Origin of the sequence: Thalassobius vesicularis (assembly GCF_004799325.1) — a bacterium.
GTDB lineage: Bacteria > Pseudomonadota > Alphaproteobacteria > Rhodobacterales > Rhodobacteraceae > Thalassobius > Thalassobius vesicularis.
This window is the reverse complement of the sequence record NZ_SSMD01000009.1, coordinates 1-19460: the sequence shown is the minus strand read 5'-3', so window position 1 is coordinate 19460 and position 19460 is coordinate 1. Positions and strand designations below refer to the sequence as shown.

Here is a 19460-nt window from a genome sequence, read left to right as displayed (position 1 = left end):
GATGCCCGGCCTTCGGGCCGCATCTTTCGGATTTGGGGCACCCTTTGCGGTGCCCCTTTTCTTTTGCCGAATTGCCCGCCGCATCAGGACGCGGTATCTGTGGGAAAAACACAGGATGGACAGGGCCATATGGACAAAGAGCTGATCTGCGTGGCGTCGATTGCAGGCGCCTATGGCGTAAAGGGCGAAGTGCGGCTGAAAAGCTTTACCGCCGACCCCGAGGCGATCGAGGATTACAACCCGCTGGTCACCGAAGACGGGCGGCACATCTACGAGGTGGGCGTGCTGCGCCCCACCAAGAACGGGCTTGTGGTGCGGCTGTCCTCGGTCACGACCAAGGAAGAGGCCGACGCGCTGAAAGGTGTCGAACTGTTCGTGCCGCGTGATCGTCTGCCCTCGTTGCCTGATGACGAATTCTATCACGCCGACCTGATCGGGCTGGAGGTGTTCGACACCGGCGGCACCGCCTTGGGCCGGGTGAAATCGGTGCAGAACCACGGCGCGGGCGATCTGCTGGAAATCCACGGGCCGGGGCTGAAGAACACCGTTCTGCTGCCCTTTACCCGCGCGGCAGTGCCCACCGTGGACCTGACCGCCGGCCGCATCATCGCCGACCCGCCCGAGGGCCTGCTGGGCGAATGACTCGCGTCCTGATCCACGCGGGCTTTCACAAGACCGGGACGACCAGCCTTCAGGCGCTGCTGGAGCGCAACCGGGGCAAACTGGCCCCCTATGCCACGATCTACGTCAAAGAGGCGCTGGGGGACGCGCGGTTTCTGGGCCGTCTCTACGGTCAGTTCCCCTCGTTGCTGCGCCGGTTGCGTTTCCGGCGCGGGGTACGGGCGTTTCTGGCAGGCATCCCCGACGATCCGGTGATCGTGATCAGCCGCGAAAGCTTCTCGGGCATGATGCTGGGATTTCGCGGCGCGCGCTTGCGCAAGCCGCGCCGCTACGCCCCGATGGCGATCCCGTTGGCTAAGGAACTGATCCACGAAACCCGCCGCCGGTTCGGGCCGGATGTGCAGATCGAGTTCCTCTACACCGTGCGCGACTCCGAAGCGTTTCTGAACAGCGCCTGGCGGCATGTCTTGCGCACCTCTCGCCTGACGCAGGACTACGCCGCGTTCCGGGCCGAGTTCACCCCCGCCCCCGACCTGCGCGCCGAGGCGCAAGAGATCGCCCGCGCCATTGCCCCCGTCCCCGTCCATGTCGCCGCGTTGGAGGACTATGCCGACGACCCGCTCGGCCCCGGTCGCGCGCTGCTGAATCTGCTGGGCGTGCCCGGGACGGTGCAGGAAAAACTCCGGCCTGTGACGCGCCATAATCCCGGCCAGTCGGCAGAACTGAGCGCGCAGTTCCTGAAGATGAACCGCGGCACCCTGCGGGGCCGCGCTCTATATCGCGCCAAGGAGTCCCTGGCGATGGCAGAACGCCCCGCCGACACCCGTCGCAAACCGCGCTACGACCCGGACAGATGACCGGTTTTGTCATTCGCTGGGGCTGAGCGACTCACGTAGGATCGGCACATGTTCAGCAAATACTCCACCTCCGGTCTTCTTCTCTATGTCGTCCCCCTGTTCGCCGCCCCCGTGCTGGCGGGTTGGGCAAACGCGCCTTGGGAAATCGTACCCGTCTTTGCCCTGCTTTTCGCCGCTTTGGTCGTGCAGACCCGCCGGATGCCAGAGTCCTTCGGCGCGCTCGCTACGACCGCCGTTATAACCTTCGTCGTCAATATCGGCGTTACCAGCCTGCTGTTCGGCTTGGGCCGCGCGCTGGCTATTCTGACGCCCCTTTCCCTGCCCGTCTGGCTGCCCTTGGCGATGGGCGCTGTGGCGGCCGGTATCGGCATCTATCGCTACCGCTGGACGCCCGAAGTCGCACAGATGGACGCGCTGATGGATGACATGCTGGCCGCGCTGGAGGCTATGCCCACGAACCGCCCGCAAACACCCGAAACGGTGTTGCACGCCATCGACGCCCTGCGCGGCCTGCCCGATCCCGTGACCGCAAACCAGATCGCCGCCATAGCGCAGGATCTGTTTATGGCACACGACGCTGACGCATTCGATCTGCTGTTTGACCACAGCTTTGCCGCGGGGGATACCATGCGCGACACAGAACGCTGGCCCCTGCTACTGCTGGCGCTACTGGACACGCCGCATGTTCGTTTCATCCAGTCCGATCTGGGCGGCACGGCGGCTCTGGCTGAACAATACCTGCAAAGCCCACATCCCCGCGTCCGCTCTGGCGTGGCCAACTTGCTGCGTACCCTGCTGGCCGAGGAGGAAGACACCCAGGCCTTCCCCTGGCCCTACGACCTGCATCAGGCCGAGGCCGCGTTTCCCCATGACTACGCCGGCTTGGCCGCAGCGCTGGACGCATTGTGCGAAAAACAGGCCTTGGCGGCAGGGGAGGATAACGGGTAAGACGCCCGGCATGAGCGACACACCCGCAAAATCCTACGGCCGCAAATCCATCCGCCTGAGCGTCAAGCCCAGCGACCTGATGGCCGAACCCGCCCTGCGCCCCGGCATCTGGACGGCTCGCGTCATCACGCTGTTCCCCAACGCCTTTCCCGGCGTGCTGGAGGAAAGCCTGACCGGCCGCGCCCTGAACGAGGGCAAGTGGAATTTGGAACTGACCGACCTGCGCTCGTTCGGTGTGGGCAAGCATCGCAACGTGGATGACACCCCGGCCGGCGGCGGCGCTGGCATGGTGCTGCGTCCCGACGTGGTGGGCGCCGCGGTCGAGGATGCCACCCGGAACGCGCGCGGCAACTGCCCGCTGGTCTACCTGTCGCCGCGCGGTCGGCGGTTCGATCAGGCGATGGCGCGGTCATGGTCCGAGGCGGATGGCGTCACCCTTTTGTGCGGTCGCTTCGAAGGCGTGGATCAGCGCGTGCTGGACCATTACGGATTTACCGAGGTCTCGCTGGGCGATTTCGTTCTGACCGGCGGCGAGATCGCCGCGCAGGCAATGATCGACGCGACGGTGCGCCTGTTGCCCTCGGTTCTGGGCAATGCCGACAGCATTGAGGACGAAAGCCATTCCCACGGGCTGCTGGAGCATCCGCAGTACACCCGCCCCGCCGAATGGATGGACCGCCCCATCCCCGAGGTGCTAATGTCGGGCCATCACGGCAAGATCGAAGAATGGCGCCAGAAGATGGCCGAGCAGATCACCCGCGAGCGCCGGCCGGACATGTGGGACGCCTACCAGAAAAACAAGGGCGAATAACGCCTCGCGCCCCTTGCGCCATTGGACAAACTTCCCTACAAGCGCGCCAAGTCCGAGCGGGAACCCGACTCGGACGCTTTGGTTATTTGTATCCGATGACTGCGGGCTTCCTTCTGTCCGCGCCGCACCGGAGATGACGCAAGCACCAAAGCACCCAAGGAAAGACGACCTGATCTCTGTCGGGCGCATCATGCGGACCCGGTCGAAGGACAAGAGCTCTGAGGACGCGAGCAACTTTGCGGAACAAACCGCAAGCAGATTAGGAGATATGCGATGGATCTGATCGCACAGCTGGAGGCGGAGCAAATCGCCGCCCTGGGGAAAAACATCCCCGACTTCAAACCCGGTGACACCGTTCGCGTCGGCTACAAGGTGACCGAAGGCACCCGTACCCGCGTTCAGGACTACGAAGGCGTTTGCATCAGCCGCAAGAACGGCTCGGGCATTGCCGGTTCGTTCACCGTCCGCAAGATTTCGTTTGGCGAAGGCGTGGAGCGTGTGTTCCCGCTGTTCTCGACCAACATCGACAGCATCACCGTGGTGCGTCGTGGCCGCGTTCGTCGCGCCAAACTGTACTACCTGCGCACTCGCCGTGGCAAATCGGCCCGTATCGCAGAAGTTGCCAACTACAAGCCCAAAGACGGCGCCGAAGCATAAGGATCAGATCGATGAAAGAAGGCATTCACCCCGACTACCACTTCATCGAAGTGAAAATGACCGACGGCACCCTGGTCACCATGCGTTCGACCTGGGGCAAAGAAGGCGATACCATGTCGCTGGACATCGACCCCTCCGTGCACCCCGCATGGACCGGCGGTTCGTCGCGCCTGATGGACGCCGGCGGTCGCGTCTCGAAGTTCAAGAACAAGTACGCCGGCCTGGGCTTCTGATCCTGCGCAGCGTTCTGTTTGGAAAACCCCGCCTCTGGCGGGGTTTTTCTTTTTCTGTGCAGGGCCTTCCAAATTCCTGCAACAGATGCGAAGGAAGGCGCCAAAAGGCCAACAATGTTTTGAAAAACCGCGCCAGCCACAATATCCTGTGGAGGACGGGCCAAAACGCGGCAGGTATAGCGGGATAGGGTAACAATGGCGCATATTATTGTCGTTGGGAACGAAAAAGGCGGGGCAGGCAAATCGACCGTTTCGATGCATGTCGCCACCGCATTGGCCCGGATGGGCAAGCGAGTCGCAGTCCTGGATCTGGACCTGCGGCAGAAGACCTTTGCCCGCTACACGACCAACCGCCAGAATTTCCTCGAAGAATCCGGTCTGGACCTGCCCAGCCCGGTCTATTTCGACCTGCCCCAGATCGATCAGGACGAGCTGAAGCCCGGCGAAAACCCCTATGACCACCGCCTGTCCAAGGCCATCGCAACGGTCGAACCGGACAACGATTTCATCCTGATCGACTGCCCCGGCTCGCATACCCGCCTGAGCCAGGTGGCGCATTCGCTGGCCGACACGCTGATCACGCCGCTGAACGACAGCTTTGTCGATTTCGACCTTCTGGCCCATGTGGATTCGGACGGCACGAAAATTCTGGGCCCGTCGGTCTATTCGGAAATGGTCTGGAATGCCCGCCAATTGCGCGCTCAGGCCGGGTTGAAGCCGATCGACTGGGTCGTGCTGCGCAACCGTCTGGGCGCTCAGCAGATGGTCAACAAGGAAAAGATGGAAAAGGCGCTGGCCGCGCTGGCCAAGCGGATCGGGTTCCGCGTCGTCCCCGGCTTCCACGAACGCGTCATTTTCCGCGAGCTGTTCCCGCGCGGGCTGACCTTGCTGGACCTGCGGGATATCGGCGTCAAGCAGCTGAACATCTCGAACGTCGCGGCGCGGCAGGAATTGCGCGACCTGATGAAGGCGCTGGACCTGCCCGGCATCGACGCCAGCTTCTAAGCGTCGGGAGACATCCGCGCCAGTTTGACCAGAGCCTGCCGCAACACGCGGTTTTCCTCGGGGGTCAGCGTGGCGGACAGTTTCACGTCATACCGTTCGGCCACGCCACGCAGATCGCGATAGGCTGCCTGCCCGGCTGTTGTCAGCTCCAGATGCTCCAACCGGCGGTCTTTCTCGTCCTGATCCCGGGTCAGGAAACGCCGCTCGGCCAGACGCTGCACCGCGCGGCTGATCTTGGTCTTGTGCATCTTGGATCGCTCACCGATCTCTTTCGCGGTCATGCGCCCGTAGATGCCAAGGTGAAAAAGCACACGCCATTCGGTGCGCAGCATCCCGTAGCGATTCTTGTAGACCTGCTGAAATTCCAGACTGCTTTCCTCGGCGGCTTGATTCAGCAGGTAGGGCAGAAATTGCTGCAGGGGAAATTCATCATTTTTTGTCATACCGGCACCTCTCTCTGTTGTTAGTTACAAAATCAACCATTAACTCCGCAACCATTAATGGAGGACGCGCGATGAATCAGCACACCCAGCCCCACCCCGGCGCCTACACTCAGGCCCCCGACACGGTAGGGACGACGCCCGGCTATATGCCCGGCTTTGGCAATGATTTCGAAACCGAGGCGCTGCCCGGTGCCTTGCCGCAAGGCATGAACAGCCCACAGAAATGCGATTACGGCCTGTACGGTGAACAGCTGTCGGGAACGGCCTTCACCGCCAACCCGCCCGAGCGTACCTGGTGCTACCGCATTCGTCCCAGCGTGAAGCACTCGCATCGCTACACCAAGATCGACCTGCCCTACTGGAAATCCGCGCCCTGCGTCGATCCCGACGTGATCAGCCTGGGCCAGTACCGCTGGGATCCCGTGCCGCACACCGATGCGCCGCTGACCTGGCTGACCGGCATGCGCACCATGACAACGGCTGGCGACGTGAACACGCAGGTGGGCATGGCCAGCCATGTGTACCTGGTGACAGCCTCGATGGTGGATGAATACTTCTTCTCTGCCGACTCGGAACTGCTGGTCGTCCCGCAAGAGGGTCGCCTGCGCTTCTTCACCGAGCTGGGCATCATCGACGTCGAGCCCAAAGAGATCGCCATCCTCCCGCGCGGTCTGGTTTACCGGGTTGAGGTGCTGGAAGGCCCCTGCCGCGGCTTCGTCTGCGAAAACTACGGCCAGAAGTTCGAGATGCCGGGCCGCGGCCCGATCGGCGCCAACTGCATGGCCAACCCGCGCGATTTCAAAGCCCCGGTGGCCGCGTTCGAGGATAAGGAAGTCCCCTCGACCCTGACCGTGAAATGGTGCGGCCAGTTCCACGAAACCAAGATCGGCCAGTCGCCGCTGGACGTGGTGGCCTGGCACGGCAACTACGCGCCCTACAAGTACGACCTGCGCACCTATTGCCCGGTTGGCGCGATCCTGTTCGATCACCCCGATCCCAGCATTTTCACCGTGCTGACCGCCCCCTCGGGCGTGCCGGGGACCGCGAATATCGACTTCGTGCTGTTCCGCGAGCGTTGGATGGTGGCCGAGAACACCTTCCGTCCTCCGTGGTACCACAAGAACATCATGTCCGAGATGATGGGCAACATCTATGGCCAGTACGACGCCAAACCGCAGGGCTTCATCCCCGGCGGGATGAGCCTGCACAACATGATGCTGCCGCACGGGCCGGACAAGAACGCCTTCGAGGGCGCGTCGAACTCCAATCTGGGGCCGGAGAAGCTGGACAACACCATGTCCTTCATGTTCGAGACCCGCTTCCCGCAGCACCTGACCCAGTTCGCCGCACAAGAGGCCCCGCTGCAGGACGATTACATCGACTGCTGGACCAGCCTCGAGAAGAAGTTCGACGGCACTCCGGGCAAGAAGTAAGCTGCCCGGGAGGGAGGAGTGCGGATGCAGAACAGTGTCACCCTGATGGGCACCAAAGGCGGACCGGCGATCCGGCCCGGCACGCGGATGCCCACGTCTACCCTGGTCCGGATGGACGGCCAGACCATTCTGGTCGACGCCGGTCTGGGGGTGACGCGCGGGCTGTGCGACGCAGGTGTCGCGCTGACCGATCTGGATGCCATCGTCATCACGCATCTGCACTCGGACCACTACCTGGAATTGGGGCCGCTTTTGCACACCGCATGGACGGCGGGGCTGAAACGCCCCGTCCCCGTGATCGGACCGCAGGGGTTGCAAGACTATTGGCAGGGTTTCCTGTCCTCGATGTCCTTCGACATTGCCCTGCGCATCCGGGACGAGGGGCGGCCTGATCTGGCCGCGCTGGCGCAGATTTCCGTACTGGAGGTCGGGCAACACGCCCTTGGCCCGCTGCGCATGGACGTGATCCGCAACGAGCACCCGCCGATCACCGACAGCTTTGCGCTGCGGCTGACAGGCTCGCGCTCTGTCACCCTGTCGGGGGACACCGCGCCGATCCCGCAGATGGCGGACTTCGCCAAAGGCAGCGACCTGCTGGTCCACGAAGCCATGCTGAGCGCCGGGATCGACGCTCTGTGCGCCCGTGTCGGCAATGGCGATGACCGGCTGCGGGTGCATCTGGAACGCTCTCACAGCCCCGCCGATCAGGTCGGGCGCATCGCGCAAGCCGCCGGGGTAAAACGGCTGGCGCTCAATCACCTCGTCCCCTGTGACGACCCGAATTTTACCGAACACCACTGGCAGGAGGAAACCTGCCGGGAATGGTCCGGTCCGTTGTTTATTGGGACCGACGGCATGACCATTCCCCTGGACTGAAAGGAACCGCGCATATGCCATTGATGAAAAGCTGGGTGAAAACGGCCAATTCCGCCGATTGCCCCTTTCCTCTGAACAACCTGCCTTACGGCGTGTTTGAAACCGCCGACATGGACCCGCGTTGCGGCGTGGCCATCGGCGACATGATCCTGGACTGCCAGGCCGCAGAAGAGGCCGGTCTGCTGGACCTGTCGGGCGAGCCGCTGTTCGACGTGCCGTTCTGGAACGAAGTCATGGAAGAAGGCCCCGAACTGTGGGCCGCCCTGCGTGCCCGCCTGACCGAGATTCTGGCCGAAGGCAGCGCCGATCAGGCCGAAGCCGAGGCGTTTCTGGTCCCGCAGGCTGATGCGACGATGCTGATGCCGTTCCTGGTGTCGGAATACACCGATTTCTACGCTGGCCGGCACCATGCCTATAACGTCGGCTGCATGTTCCGCGACCCGGAAAACGCGCTGCCGCCGAACTGGCTGCACATCCCGATCGGGTATAATGGCCGGGCGTCCTCGGTCGTGGTCAGCGGCACCGACATTCGCCGCCCCTGGGGTCAGTTGAAATCGCCTGACCACGCGCTGCCCGCGTTCCTGCCCTGCCGCCGCTTCGATCTGGAGCTGGAGATGGGCGCCATCGTCGGCACCGCCTCGGACGGACCGATCACGCTGGATGAGGCCGACAAGGCGATCTTTGGCTACGTGCTGCTGAACGACTGGTCCGCGCGCGACATACAGGCTTGGGAATACCAACCGCTGGGACCATTCCAGGCCAAGGCGACCGCCACCTCGATCAGCCCGTGGATCGTGACCAAACCCGCGCTGGAGCCGTTCCGCTGCAACACCCCCGCCCGTGAATTCGAGCTGCTGCCGCATCTGCGCGACACCGGCCCGATGCTGTACGACATCGACCTGTCGGTCTCGCTGGCGCCCGCGGGCAAGGCGGCGACCCAGATCGCGCAGACGAACTACAAAGAGATGTACTATTCTTCGGCCCAACAGCTGGCGCATCACACGACTTCGGGCTGCCCGATGAATGTGGGCGATCTGCTGGGCTCGGGCACCATCTCGGGCGCAACCAAGTCCGAGCGCGGCTCGCTGCTGGAACTCAGCTGGGGCGGCAAGGAACCCCTGACGCTGGACACCGGCGAAACCCGCAGCTTCCTCGAGGACGGCGACACGCTGACGCTAAGCGGCGCGGCGCATGGCGACGGCTACACCATCGGATTTGGCACTTGCACGGGCACCATCCTGCCCGCGCTGGATGACCCTTACAAACGCTGAAAAGGACAACAAAAATGGCAAAGGCATTCGCGTCCCAAGGGGACATGACCGAGAAAACCATCAGCTTCACCGAAGTGGGTGAGGGCCTCTATGCCTTCACCGCCGAGGGCGACCCGAACTCGGGCGTCATCATCGGCGACGATAGCGTGATGATCGTCGAAGCACAGGCCACCCCGCGTCTGGCCAACAAGGTGATCGAGTGCGTGCGCTCGGTGACGGACAAGCCGATCACCCATGTGGTGCTGACCCATTACCACGCCGTCCGCGTGCTGGGCGCCAGCGCCTTTGGCGCGCAGCAGGTCATCATGTCGGACAAAGCCCGCGCGATGGTCGTGGAACGCGGACAAGAGGACTGGGACAGCGAATTCCAACGCTTCCCCCGCCTGTTCGAAGGCCACGAAAGCATCCCCGGGCTGACCTTTCCGACCACCACGTTCAGCGACAGCATGACCGTCTATCTGGGCAACCGCCGCGTCGACATCCGTCAGATCGGCCGCGCGCATACGGCAGGCGACTCGGTGATCTACGTCCCCGACCAGAACGTCATGTTCACCGGCGACATCGTGGAATACCACTCGGCCTGCTATTGCGGTGACGGGCATTTCAACGATTGGGGCACCACGTTGGACCGGATCAAGGCCTATGACGTGGACGCCATTGCGCCCGGTCGCGGCGACGCGCTGGTCGGCAAAGAGATGGTGAACGCCGCCATCGAGAACACCCGCGATTTCGTCACCAGCACCTACCGCCCGGCCGCCAAGGTCGCCGCCCGCAATGGTTCGCTGAAAGAGGCATGGGACGCCGTGCGCGCCGAATGTGACCCGAAATTCGCAGATTACGCGATCTACGAACACTGCCTGCCCTTCAACGTCGCCCGCGCCTATGACGAAGCGCGCGGCATCGACACCCCCCGCATCTGGACCGCGCAGCGCGATCTGGAGATGTGGGAGGCCCTGCAAGGCTGACCCCGGATCCGGGCGGGGCAACCCGCCCATCCTTACCCTGCACACCACGCCCCAAAGGGCGTGAACGACCCCGGTATGTCTCTGGGAGGAGAACCATGAACAAGATCTTTGAAATCCCCCTCTACCCCTATTCCCGCAGTCCCGATCAGGACGCGCTGACCCGCCGCAAGGTGGTGATCGTAGGCGCCGGCCCCATTGGCCTGGCCGCCGCCATCGACCTTGCCCAACAGGGCATCGAGGCGATCATCCTGGACGACAACGACAAGGTCAGCTTCGGCTCCCGCGCGATCTGTTTCGCCAAGCGCCCGCTGGAAATCCTGGACCGTCTGGGCTGCGGCCAGCCGATGGTGGACAAGGGCGTCGTGTGGAACTTGGGCAAGGTCTTCTTCGGCGACCGCAAGGTCTATGACTTCAACCTGCTGCCCGAAGACGGCCACAAGCGCCCGGCCTTCATCAACCTGCAGCAATACTATTTCGAAGAATACCTGGTGAACCGCGTGCAGGAGCTGCAAGCCGCCGGGGCTCCCATCGAAATCCGCGGCAAAAACAAGGTCTTGAAGACCGAGGACAAGGGCGATCACGTTTCCTTGCTGATCGACACGCCCGAAGGCACCTACGGGTTGGAGGCCGAATGGCTGATCGCCTGCGACGGCGCTGGCAGCCCGATCCGCGCCATGATGGGGCTGGATTTCGTCGGCCGCGTGTTCGAAGACAACTTCCTGATCGCCGACGTGATCATGGACGCCGACTTCCCGACCGAGCGTTGGTTCTGGTTCGACCCGCCCTTCAACAAGGGCCAGTCCGCACTGCTGCATAAACAGCCCGATGGCGTCTGGCGGATCGACCTGCAACTGGGATGGGACATCGACAAGGAAGAAGAGAAGAAGCCCGAAAACGTCATCCCCCGCCTGAAGGCGATGCTGGGCGAGGACGTGAAATTCGATCTGGAATGGGTCAGCATCTACACCTTCCAGTGCCGCCGGATGGAGAAATTCCGCCACAACCGCGTGATTTTCGCCGGTGACGCCGCACACCAGGTCAGCCCGTTCGGCGCGCGCGGGGCCAACTCGGGCCTGCAGGACACCGACAACCTGATCTGGAAACTGAAGCTGGTGATGGAGGGCAAAGCCCCCGAAAGCCTGCTGGAAACCTATGATCTGGAACGGATTTACGGCGCGGACGAGAATATCCTGAACTCCTCGCGCTCGACCGATTTCATCACGCCGAAATCGGAAACCAGCCGGATTTTCCGCGACGCCGTGCTGGACCTGTCCGAGCATCACGCCTTTGCCCGCCCGCTGGTGAACTCGGGGCGGTTGTCGGTGCCCTGCACCTATGACGGCTCGCCGTTGAACGGTGCCGACCGTCTGGATGGGCCCTCGCGCACGCGTCCCGGCTCGCCCTGTCCGGACGTGCCGCTGGCCGACGGGTTCCTGCTGGACAAGCTGGGCGACAAGTTCACCCTGCTGACGATCAACGTGGACGCCCCCGAGAAACTGACCGTGGACGGTGTGGAAATCACCAACCTGCCGCTGACCACCGAAAGCGCTGATCCGGCCCTGGCCGAGCGTTACCTGTGCAGCGCGCCCTCGGCCGTTTACCTGATCCGTCCCGACCAGCATGTCGCCGCCCGCTGGGGCAAATTCGATGAAAAATCCGTGGCCGCAGCCCTGCGCCGCGCCATCGGCAAGGAGCAATAAGATGCCCGTCACCCTGACCCCGAACATCCCGCAAGCCGATGATTTCTATGCCGAATTGCTGGCCACCCACGAAGGGCTGACCAAGGCAGAAAGCGACGCGTTGAACGCCCGGCTGATCCTGATCCTTGCCAACCATATCGGCCAGCGCGACGTTCTGACCGCCGCGCTGGCCGCAGCGAAGGAAGCCGCCCACAAAGCCTGATGCTTGACCTTTAAGCGCCCCGGTGATGGTCTAACCTTGCCGGGGCGCTGCCCTTTCTGCTACTTAACATGTTAAGCGATTACCGGGAGGGGTTTGATGCGCTGGAGCGATTTTCCGAAATGGGGAAAATGGGCTGCCGACTGGGCCGCGCAATATCACGCGGGCCTGCGGGATCGCCCCGTGCGCGCACAGACCAAACCGGGCGAGGTTCTGGCCGCCCTGCCCGCCGCCCCACCCGACGCCGCCCAGCCCATCGAGGACGTGATCGCGGATTTCGAACGTATCGTCGTTCCGGGCATAACCCATTGGCAACACCCACGTTTTTTTGCGTATTTTCCCTCGAATGCGTCCCCGGCGGCGGTGCTGGCGGATAACCTGATCACCGCGATGGCACCGCAATGCATGTTGTGGCAGACCTCTCCGGCGGCGACCGAGATGGAAACCCGCATGATGGATTGGCTGCGCCAGGGATTGGGTCTGCCGGACGGGTTTGCGGGTGTGATTCAGGATTCGGCCTCCTCTGCGACGCTGGCTGCTGTCTTGGTGATGCGCGAGCGCGCGCTGAACTGGGACGGCAATGCGCAGGGGCTGGCCGGGCAAAGACCCATACGGATTTATTGCTCGAACGAGGTGCATACCTCGGTCGATCGGGCGATCTGGGTCGCGGGGATTGGCGCGGCAAACCTGGTGCGCATCCCGACACAGGGGCCGTTGCGCTCGATAGACGTGACCGCGCTGGAGGCGCAGATTTGCGCGGATCTGAAGGCAGGCTACCTGCCCGCCGGGATCGTCGCCTGCGTCGGCGGCACCGGAACGGGTGCGTGCGATGACATTGCCGCCACCTGCGCTATCGCCAAAAAATATAACCTTTACAGCCATATAGACGCCGCGTGGGCGGGTGCCGCGATGATTTGCCCGGAATATCGGACGCTTTGGGCGGGCGTGGAGGAGGCGGACTCGATCGTCTTCAACCCGCACAAATGGTTGGGCACGCAATTCGATCTTTCCGCGCATTTCGTGAAATCGCCCGAGGCTCTGACGCGGACGCTGGCCATCCAGCCCGAGTATCTGAAGACCCACGGCGCGGACGGGATCATCAACTACTCGGAATGGTCCGTGCCGCTGGGTCGCCGTTTCCGCGCGCTGAAATTGTGGTTTCTCATAAGGGCTTACGGGCTGGATGGACTGCGCGGGATGATCCGCAACCACGTCACCTGGGCGCAGGAACTGGCCGAACAGATCCGCACCCTGCCCGAGTTCGAGATCGTGACTGACCCCGTTCTGTCGCTGTTCACCTTCCGCTGGGCGCCCGAGAGGCGCGACGCGGACGAGGCCACGCTGGCGCTGCTGGCCGCGATCAACGACGATGGCCGCATCTACCTGACCCAGACCCGGACCGCCGGAAAACTGGTCATCCGCTTCCAGGCGGGACAGTTCGATTGCACGCGCGACGACGTGCAAACCGCCCTGACCGTCATCACCGAAACCGCCAAAACCCTGAAGGACGCCTGACATGCCCGCCAAGAAAAACCTTTTTAAATCAGCCCTTTCCAATGGCGATATGCAGTACGGATGCTGGGGCTGCTTTGCCGATCCCTTCGCGATGGAGATCCTGGGCACCGCCGGTTTCGACTGGATCGTGATCGACGGAGAGCACGCGCCGAACGACATCCGCTCGATCATGTTCCAACTGCAGGCGCTGGAGGGGTCGGACTCGCACCCTGTCGTACGCGTTCCGATCGGAGAAGACTGGATTATCAAGCAGGTACTGGACGCGGGTGCGCAGACGGTGCTGGTGCCGATGGTGGAAACGGCCGAGCAGGCGCGGCATCTGGTGCGGGCGATGCGCTATCCGCCCGAGGGGATCCGCGGTGTGGGGGCGACCGCCGCGCGGGCCTCGCGCTTTGGCGAGATCAAGGATTACGTCCAGACGGCCAATCAGGAAATCTGCCTGATCGTGCAGGTCGAAAACCGCAAAGGCGTTGAAAACCTTGACGAAATCCTGACCGTCGAGGGCGTGGATGGCGTCTTTATCGGCCCCGCCGATCTGGCCGCCGATCTGGGCCATCCGGGCAACGCCGCGCATGAGGACGTTCGCGCCGTCATCCGTAAGTGCCTGGAAACCATCGCAGAATCCGACAAGGCCGCCGGCATCCTGTCGCCCGTGGACGAGGTGGCCGCCGAATACCGCGACTGGGGCGCTCAGTTCCTGGCGGTGGGGCTGGATGTGGTGATGTTCGCCCAGGCCGCCCGCGCCAAAGTGGCAAAATGGAAGGGCTGAAACGCCCCGGCAACCAAGGCTTAACCCGGAAAATTGTATGATTCTCGGGCGTTTTTGTACGTTGGCAAAATGCCTCTGACGAAGGGGCATGACATTGCCGGAAACTCGGCCGATAGTCGGGGCGGAACCACCCAAAGGACCGCCCCGATGACCGAGACATTGCTGGAAAAACGCAACCGCCTGCTGGGGCCGAACCTGCCGACCTTCTACAAGGACCCGGTGCATCTGGTGCGCGGCCAAGGCGTCAGCCTGTGGGACGCGGACGGGCGGCGCTATCTGGACTGCTACAACAACGTCCCGCATGTCGGCCATTGCCACCCCAAAGTGACCGAGGCGATCTGCGCCCAAGCCGGGACGCTGAACACGCATACGCGCTATCTGCATGACGGGATCGTGGACTATGCCGAGCGGCTGATGGGCAAGATCGACCCGTCCATCGACAAGGTGCTGTTCACCTGCACAGGGTCCGAGGCGAACGACGTGGCGCTGCGCATGGCGCAGGCGTTGACCGGCAACACCGGGGTGATCGCGACGGATTTCACCTATCACGGCAACACGGCGGCGGTGTCGCAGCTGGGCAAGAAGAAACCTCCGATTGGCGGGTTTCAGGATCATGTTGCGTTCGTGCCTGCGCCGGACAGCTATCGCCCCTTGGGGGGCGAGGCGGGGATGGCCCATGCGCGGGCGTTCGCGGCTGAGGTTGAGGCGCAGATTGCTGAATTGCAAGCGCGCGGGCATGGATTGAGCGCGCTGGTGGTGTGCCCGTTCTTTGCCAACGAAGGCTTCCCGGACCTGCCCCACGGCTGGCTGACCCCGGCGGTGGAGGCCGTGCGGCGCGCCGGTGGCGTAGTGATCGCGGACGAGGTGCAGCCGGGCTTTGGCCGTCTGGGCAGCCATTTCTGGGGGCATGAGCGGATCGGGTTTGTGCCCGAGATCGTCACCATCGGCAAACCGATGGCGAACGGGCATCCGGTGGGCGCGGTGCTGGCGACGCGTGACGCGATGGCCGCGTTCCGCAACGGGTTTGGCTATTTCAACACGTTCGGGGGGAATCCGGTGTCGATGGCGGCCTGTCTGGCGACGTTGGACGTGATCGAGGGCGAGGGGCTGCAACAGAACGCGGCCGAGGTGGGCGCCTATGCAAAGGCGTGTTTGCAGGATCTGGCCGGGCGGCACGACTGCATCGGCGATGTACGCGGGGCGGGGCTGTTTTTCGGGGCCGAAATGGTGCTGGACCGGGCAGAAAAGACCCCCGCGCCCGAGTTTACCCAGCGCGTGGCCGAGGCGATGCGACATCAGGGCGTGCTGCTGAACTATCTGGGGCGGCATGGGAACGTGCTGAAGATGCGCCCTCCGATGGTGTTTGCGCGGGGGGATGTGGACCAGATGATCGGCGCGCTGGACACGGTTCTGACGGAGGTGCAGCCATGAGCGACGAACTGGCGATCCGGGCCGCGGCGCTGTGGGGTATTCCGGCGGATCAAGTCCATCTGGCCGCGCGGCGTGAAAACGTGGTCTACCGGGCGGAGACGCCGGACGGCGCGCGGGCGCTGAGGCTGCACCGACCGGGATATCGCAGCCGGGGGGAGCTGGTCTCGGAAATGGAGTGGATGGAGGCGCTGGCCGAGGCAGGCATGCGCGTGCCGCACCCCATTCCATCCGATAACGGGCGGCTGATCGAGATGATCGGCGACACGCCGGTCAGCCTGCTGAGCTGGCTGCCGGGGGAACCGGCGGGCGTGGGCGGGACGCTGCACGTACCCGACCGGCTGGGATTCGTGCGCGAGCTGGGCAAGCTGATCGCCAAGATGCACACGCTGTCGGACCGCTGGGCCAAGCCCGAGGGGTTCACCCGCCCGCATTGGGATTTCGAGGGGCTCTTGGGCGACGACCCGCTGTGGGGCAAGTTCTGGGAAAACCCGCACCTGACCGAAGAGGAGCGCGAGACGCTGCTGCAGGCGCGCTCCAAGGCGCGCGTCCGGCTGGCGGGGATCGAGCGGGACCTGGATTTCGGCCTGATCCACGGCGACATCCTGACGGAAAACGTGCTGGTCGATGAGGGACGTCTGGCGCTGATCGACTTTGACGACGGGGCCTGGGGGTTCCGCGATTTCGAGCTGGCGACGTTCCTGATGCGGTTCCTCGAGGCGCCGGACTACCCGCAGGTGCGCCGCGCCCTGCTGGACGGCTACGCCACGCGGCGCGAGGTGTCGCCCTTTGTGCTGGAGTTCTTCATCCTGCTGCGCGCGATGACCTATCCGGGCTGGGTGATCCCGCGGCTGGGCGAGCCATGGGGGCCTGCACGCTCGGCCCTGGCGGTGCGGACGGTGATGCCGCTGGCGCGCAAGTTTCTGGGGAAATAGGCGATGCACACCATCCTGATTGTTGGCACCTACGACACCAAGGCCGAGGAGCTGGAGTTTCTGGCCGAGTGTATCGTGGGCCAAGGCGGTCAGGTGTGCCGGATGGATGTCAGCGTTCTGGGAGACCCGCCCTGCCCGGTCGAGATCGACAAACACGCGGTGGCGGGGGCGGCGGACAGCTCGATCGCCGCAGCCATTGCCTGCGACGACGAAAATGCCGCGATGCAGATCATGGCGCGCGGGGCGGCGCTGCAGGCGGCGCGCTTGCAGGCCGAGGGGCGCATTCACGGCGTCATCGCCTTGGGTGGCACGATGGGCACCGATCTGGCGCTGGACGTCTGCGCCGCGCTGCCGCTGGGGGTGCCGAAGATGGTGGTCTCGACCGTCAGTTTCTCGGCCATGATCCCGCCAGAGCGGCTGGCCCCCGATATCCAGATGATGCTGTGGGCGGGGGGCCTGTATGGGCTGAACGACATCTGCCGCGCCTCGCTGTCACAGGCCGCAGGGGCGGTGCTGGGGGCGGCGCGTACGGTGCAGAGGCCCGGCGCGACGCGCCCGCTGGTGGGGATGACCAGCTTTGGCGGCTCGATCCTGCGGTACATGCATGTGCTGAAACCGGCGCTGGCCGAACGCGGGTTCGATCTGGCGGTGTTCCACGCCACCGGCATGGGCGGCCGCGCGTTCGAGGCACTGGCGGCGCAGGGTGCGTTCTGCTGCGTGATGGATTTCGCCACGCAAGAGGTGGGCAATCACCTGATGGGCTCGGGCATCTCGGCGGGGCCAGAGCGGATGACGGCGGCGGGGCGGCGCGGTGTGCCGCAGATGGTCGCGCCGGCCTGCAACGATCTGGTGGATTTCATCGGCTGGCAAGAGGTGCCGCCTGCATTGCAAGACCGCCCGGTGCACGCGCATAACCGGCTGCTGAGCTCGGCCGTGCTGGGGGCTGAGGAGCGTGTCGCGGTGGCCAAGGCGCTGGCGGATAAGCTGCGTCAGGCCACGGGCCCCAGCGTCCTGTTCCTGCCGCTACTGGGCACGCATGAGTGGGACCGTCCCGGCGCGCCGCTGCATGATCCCGAGGGATTGGCGACCTTCAACGCAGCGCTGCGCGCGGCCTGCCCCGCCAATGTGCCGCTGCGCGCGATGAACTGCCACATCAACGATCCGGCATTTTGCGACACGGTTCTGGCCCAGTTTGACGCCTGGCTGAAGGACGGAACGATCCGCGTTTGAGCGGCCGAAAAAATTATTCGGAAACTTGCATTTTGCCGCTTGAACAGTCTCTCGGGTTTTTCTAAACACCGCCTCACGCCAACGGTTTGGCCCGTTCGTCTATCGGTTAGGACGCCAGGTTTTCAACCTGGAAAGAGGGGTTCGATTCCCCTACGGGCTGCCATTTTTCCCACCCGACATTTCGATGTGACGACCGTGCGCACGCCGCTACGCGCTGCGTGGTGCCAATAGGATTACCCCCGCGCCCACAAGGCAGATGATCGTGCCGATCACATCCCAACGATCGGGACGCACCCCCTCGACCGCCCAAAGCCAGATCAGCGAGGCCGTGATGTAGATGCCCCCATAGGCGGCATAGGCGCGACCGGCGGCCTCGGTTTGGACATGGGTCAGCGCATAGGCGAACACGATCAGCGACGCGATGCCGGGCGCGACCCAGAACACCGGCTTTTCAAAGCGCAACCACGCCCAAAACGCAAAGCACCCCGCGATTTCCGCAATGGCGGCGACGATGAATGCGACGGCTGTTAGCATGTCCGGCCCCTTGGTTCGTATGGGGTCAGATTGCTGCAAATGGGAACAATCTCAACGGAAAACTCCTCTCCTTGCGGCGACCGATTTCCCACAGTTGCGGGAAATCCTGCGGCCCGGGATGACATCGCGCGCGCGCTCGTGTAGCCAAGGATAACAACATTCGGAGGTTTCGATGGACGGCACGTTTGCGGTTCTGTTCCTGCTGGCCGGTCTGGCAGACATGAAGATCAACCACTGCGCCACGGGTTGCCTGGCGCAATCCGACACCCCGGCCCGGATCGCCCTGTCCGCGGGTGACGTTCAATTCCAGAAAAATTCGATCAGCGAAGAGCTGTACGTGCGGTACGATTTCAACCGCGCTTATGGTCCGTTCCAGCCTGTCATGGGCGCATCGATCACGGCGGACGGATCGGCGTGGATGGGCTTCGGCGCGGCGTGGACCGGTTGGTTCGCCAATAACCACGGTTACGTGCAGCTGCACCTGATGCCCGGCATCTACGCCGAGGGCGACGGCCCGGATCTGGGCTCGGCGATGGAGTTCCGCTCGGGCGCGGAGATTGGCTGGCAGGCCAAGAACGGCCTGCGGATCGGCCTATCCTACGACCACCGGTCTAACGCGGACACGGCGACACTGAACCCCGGGCTGGAAACGGTCCAACTGAGGGTCAGCATCCCACTGAAGAAGTAAAGAAAGGCGCCGTGAGGCGCCTTTTCTTTTGGCCTGGTATTCTGTCGAGGCCGATCTGACGGAGTCGATCATCCGCGGCTTGCTGAGCGAGGTTCGGCTTTTGCCTGAAGGCGACGGTTTTGCCATTGTGTTGGTCGGGGAATTGGCGGGATTGTTGGCTTTGGGAGTGTCCCAAAACGAACAACGCCGCCCGAAGGCGGCGTGTTCGATAGTACTGGTTGCGGGAGCAGGATTTGAACCTGCGACCTTCAGGTTATGAGCCTGACGAGCTACCGGGCTGCTCCATCCCGCGGCAAGTTATTTCATCTTATAGAGAGATTTCTGGTTATTACTAGGTTTGGC

The 19460-nt window shown here is 63.6% G+C and carries 21 protein-coding genes and 2 tRNA genes; 20 read left to right on the top strand and 3 right to left on the bottom strand.

The genetic code is table 11. The features are described from left to right. Window positions 1–129 precede the first annotated feature (129 nt). The 7 genes from rimM (at window position 130) to E7681_RS15840 (ending at window position 5132) form a co-directional block, all read left to right on the top strand. Window positions 130–642, top strand: a complete 513-nt coding sequence (rimM, locus tag E7681_RS15870) for a ribosome maturation factor RimM (RefSeq protein WP_136340243.1) — start codon at window positions 130–132, stop codon at window positions 640–642. Continuing rightward, entirely contained in the window at window positions 639–1478 is an 840-nt protein-coding gene (locus E7681_RS15865) for a hypothetical protein (RefSeq protein WP_136340242.1), read from the top strand. Before rimM ends, E7681_RS15865 begins: the two co-directional genes overlap by 4 nt. 48 nt (window positions 1479–1526) lie before the next feature. Next, window positions 1527–2426 carry an MATE family efflux transporter gene (locus E7681_RS15860; RefSeq protein WP_136340241.1) on the top strand — a complete coding sequence of 300 codons (900 nt, stop codon included), beginning with the start codon at window positions 1527–1529 and terminating at the stop codon, window positions 2424–2426. A 10-nt stretch (window positions 2427–2436) separates the two neighbouring features. Next, window positions 2437–3237 (top strand): tRNA (guanosine(37)-N1)-methyltransferase TrmD, encoded by an 801-nt coding sequence (gene trmD, locus E7681_RS15855; protein ID WP_136340240.1) that lies wholly within the window; start codon window positions 2437–2439, stop codon window positions 3235–3237. A gap of 273 nt (window positions 3238–3510) precedes the next feature. Then, on the top strand, window positions 3511–3894 hold the full coding sequence (gene rplS, locus E7681_RS15850; RefSeq protein WP_136340239.1) for a 50S ribosomal protein L19: 384 nt from the start codon (window positions 3511–3513) through the stop codon (window positions 3892–3894). An 11-nt stretch (window positions 3895–3905) separates the two neighbouring features. Further along, entirely contained in the window at window positions 3906–4127 is a 222-nt protein-coding gene (gene rpmE / locus E7681_RS15845) for a 50S ribosomal protein L31 (RefSeq protein WP_136340238.1), read from the top strand. A gap of 195 nt (window positions 4128–4322) precedes the next feature. Beyond that, window positions 4323–5132, top strand: a complete 810-nt coding sequence (locus E7681_RS15840) for a division plane positioning ATPase MipZ (RefSeq protein WP_136340237.1) — start codon at window positions 4323–4325, stop codon at window positions 5130–5132. On the opposite strand, the gene E7681_RS15835 is transcribed toward E7681_RS15840, so the two are convergent. Continuing rightward, window positions 5129–5575 carry a MarR family winged helix-turn-helix transcriptional regulator gene (locus tag E7681_RS15835; RefSeq protein ID WP_136340236.1) on the bottom strand — a complete coding sequence of 149 codons (447 nt, stop codon included), beginning with the start codon at window positions 5573–5575 and terminating at the stop codon, window positions 5129–5131. The two genes, E7681_RS15840 and E7681_RS15835, sit on opposite strands and share 4 nt — an antisense overlap. A gap of 71 nt (window positions 5576–5646) precedes the next feature. Between E7681_RS15835 and hmgA the strand changes: the two genes are divergently transcribed. From hmgA to E7681_RS15775, 12 genes are all read left to right on the top strand, one after another. Then, the gene (hmgA, locus tag E7681_RS15830) at window positions 5647–7008 is read left to right on the top strand and encodes a homogentisate 1,2-dioxygenase (RefSeq protein ID WP_136340235.1); all 1362 of its coding nucleotides are present in this window, start codon (window positions 5647–5649) and stop codon (window positions 7006–7008) included. A gap of 24 nt (window positions 7009–7032) precedes the next feature. Then, the gene (locus E7681_RS15825) at window positions 7033–7884 is read left to right on the top strand and encodes an MBL fold metallo-hydrolase (protein ID WP_136340234.1); all 852 of its coding nucleotides are present in this window, start codon (window positions 7033–7035) and stop codon (window positions 7882–7884) included. A 14-nt stretch (window positions 7885–7898) separates the two neighbouring features. Beyond that, the gene (gene fahA / locus E7681_RS15820) at window positions 7899–9155 is read left to right on the top strand and encodes a fumarylacetoacetase (protein WP_136340233.1); all 1257 of its coding nucleotides are present in this window, start codon (window positions 7899–7901) and stop codon (window positions 9153–9155) included. A gap of 14 nt (window positions 9156–9169) precedes the next feature. Next, entirely contained in the window at window positions 9170–10120 is a 951-nt protein-coding gene (locus tag E7681_RS15815; protein ID WP_136340232.1) for an MBL fold metallo-hydrolase, read from the top strand. Between the two features lie 95 nt (window positions 10121–10215). Further along, window positions 10216–11820 (top strand): FAD-dependent oxidoreductase, encoded by a 1605-nt coding sequence (locus E7681_RS15810; protein ID WP_136340231.1) that lies wholly within the window; start codon window positions 10216–10218, stop codon window positions 11818–11820. A gap of 1 nt (window position 11821) precedes the next feature. After that, entirely contained in the window at window positions 11822–12022 is a 201-nt protein-coding gene (locus E7681_RS15805; RefSeq protein WP_136340230.1) for a DUF2783 domain-containing protein, read from the top strand. Window positions 12023–12118: 96 nt separating this feature from the next. Further along, on the top strand, window positions 12119–13534 hold the full coding sequence (locus E7681_RS15800; protein WP_136340229.1) for a pyridoxal phosphate-dependent decarboxylase family protein: 1416 nt from the start codon (window positions 12119–12121) through the stop codon (window positions 13532–13534). Between the two features lies 1 nt (window position 13535). Next, window positions 13536–14303 carry an HpcH/HpaI aldolase family protein gene (locus tag E7681_RS15795; protein WP_136340228.1) on the top strand — a complete coding sequence of 256 codons (768 nt, stop codon included), beginning with the start codon at window positions 13536–13538 and terminating at the stop codon, window positions 14301–14303. Window positions 14304–14450: 147 nt separating this feature from the next. Next, window positions 14451–15734 carry an aspartate aminotransferase family protein gene (locus tag E7681_RS15790; protein WP_136340227.1) on the top strand — a complete coding sequence of 428 codons (1284 nt, stop codon included), beginning with the start codon at window positions 14451–14453 and terminating at the stop codon, window positions 15732–15734. Next, window positions 15731–16666, top strand: a complete 936-nt coding sequence (locus E7681_RS15785; RefSeq protein ID WP_136340226.1) for a phosphotransferase enzyme family protein — start codon at window positions 15731–15733, stop codon at window positions 16664–16666. The genes E7681_RS15790 and E7681_RS15785 overlap by 4 nt, the downstream gene beginning before the upstream one ends. Window positions 16667–16669: 3 nt before the next feature. Next, entirely contained in the window at window positions 16670–17896 is a 1227-nt protein-coding gene (locus E7681_RS15780; protein ID WP_136340225.1) for a Tm-1-like ATP-binding domain-containing protein, read from the top strand. An 88-nt stretch (window positions 17897–17984) separates the two neighbouring features. Continuing rightward, window positions 17985–18059 (top strand) — tRNA-Glu (locus E7681_RS15775). 44 nt (window positions 18060–18103) lie between these two features. On the opposite strand, the gene E7681_RS15770 is transcribed toward E7681_RS15775, so the two are convergent. Beyond that, entirely contained in the window at window positions 18104–18430 is a 327-nt protein-coding gene (locus tag E7681_RS15770) for a YnfA family protein (protein ID WP_136340224.1), read from the bottom strand. Window positions 18431–18602: 172 nt separating this feature from the next. On the opposite strand from E7681_RS15770, the gene E7681_RS15765 reads away from it, so the two are divergent. After that, a complete protein-coding gene (locus E7681_RS15765) occupies window positions 18603–19118 on the top strand; it encodes an acyloxyacyl hydrolase (RefSeq protein ID WP_136340223.1) in 516 nt (171 codons plus the stop codon). A 215-nt stretch (window positions 19119–19333) separates the two neighbouring features. On the opposite strand, the gene E7681_RS15760 is transcribed toward E7681_RS15765, so the two are convergent. Next, a tRNA-Met gene (locus E7681_RS15760) sits at window positions 19334–19410 on the bottom strand. Window positions 19411–19460: the final 50 nt, after the last annotated feature.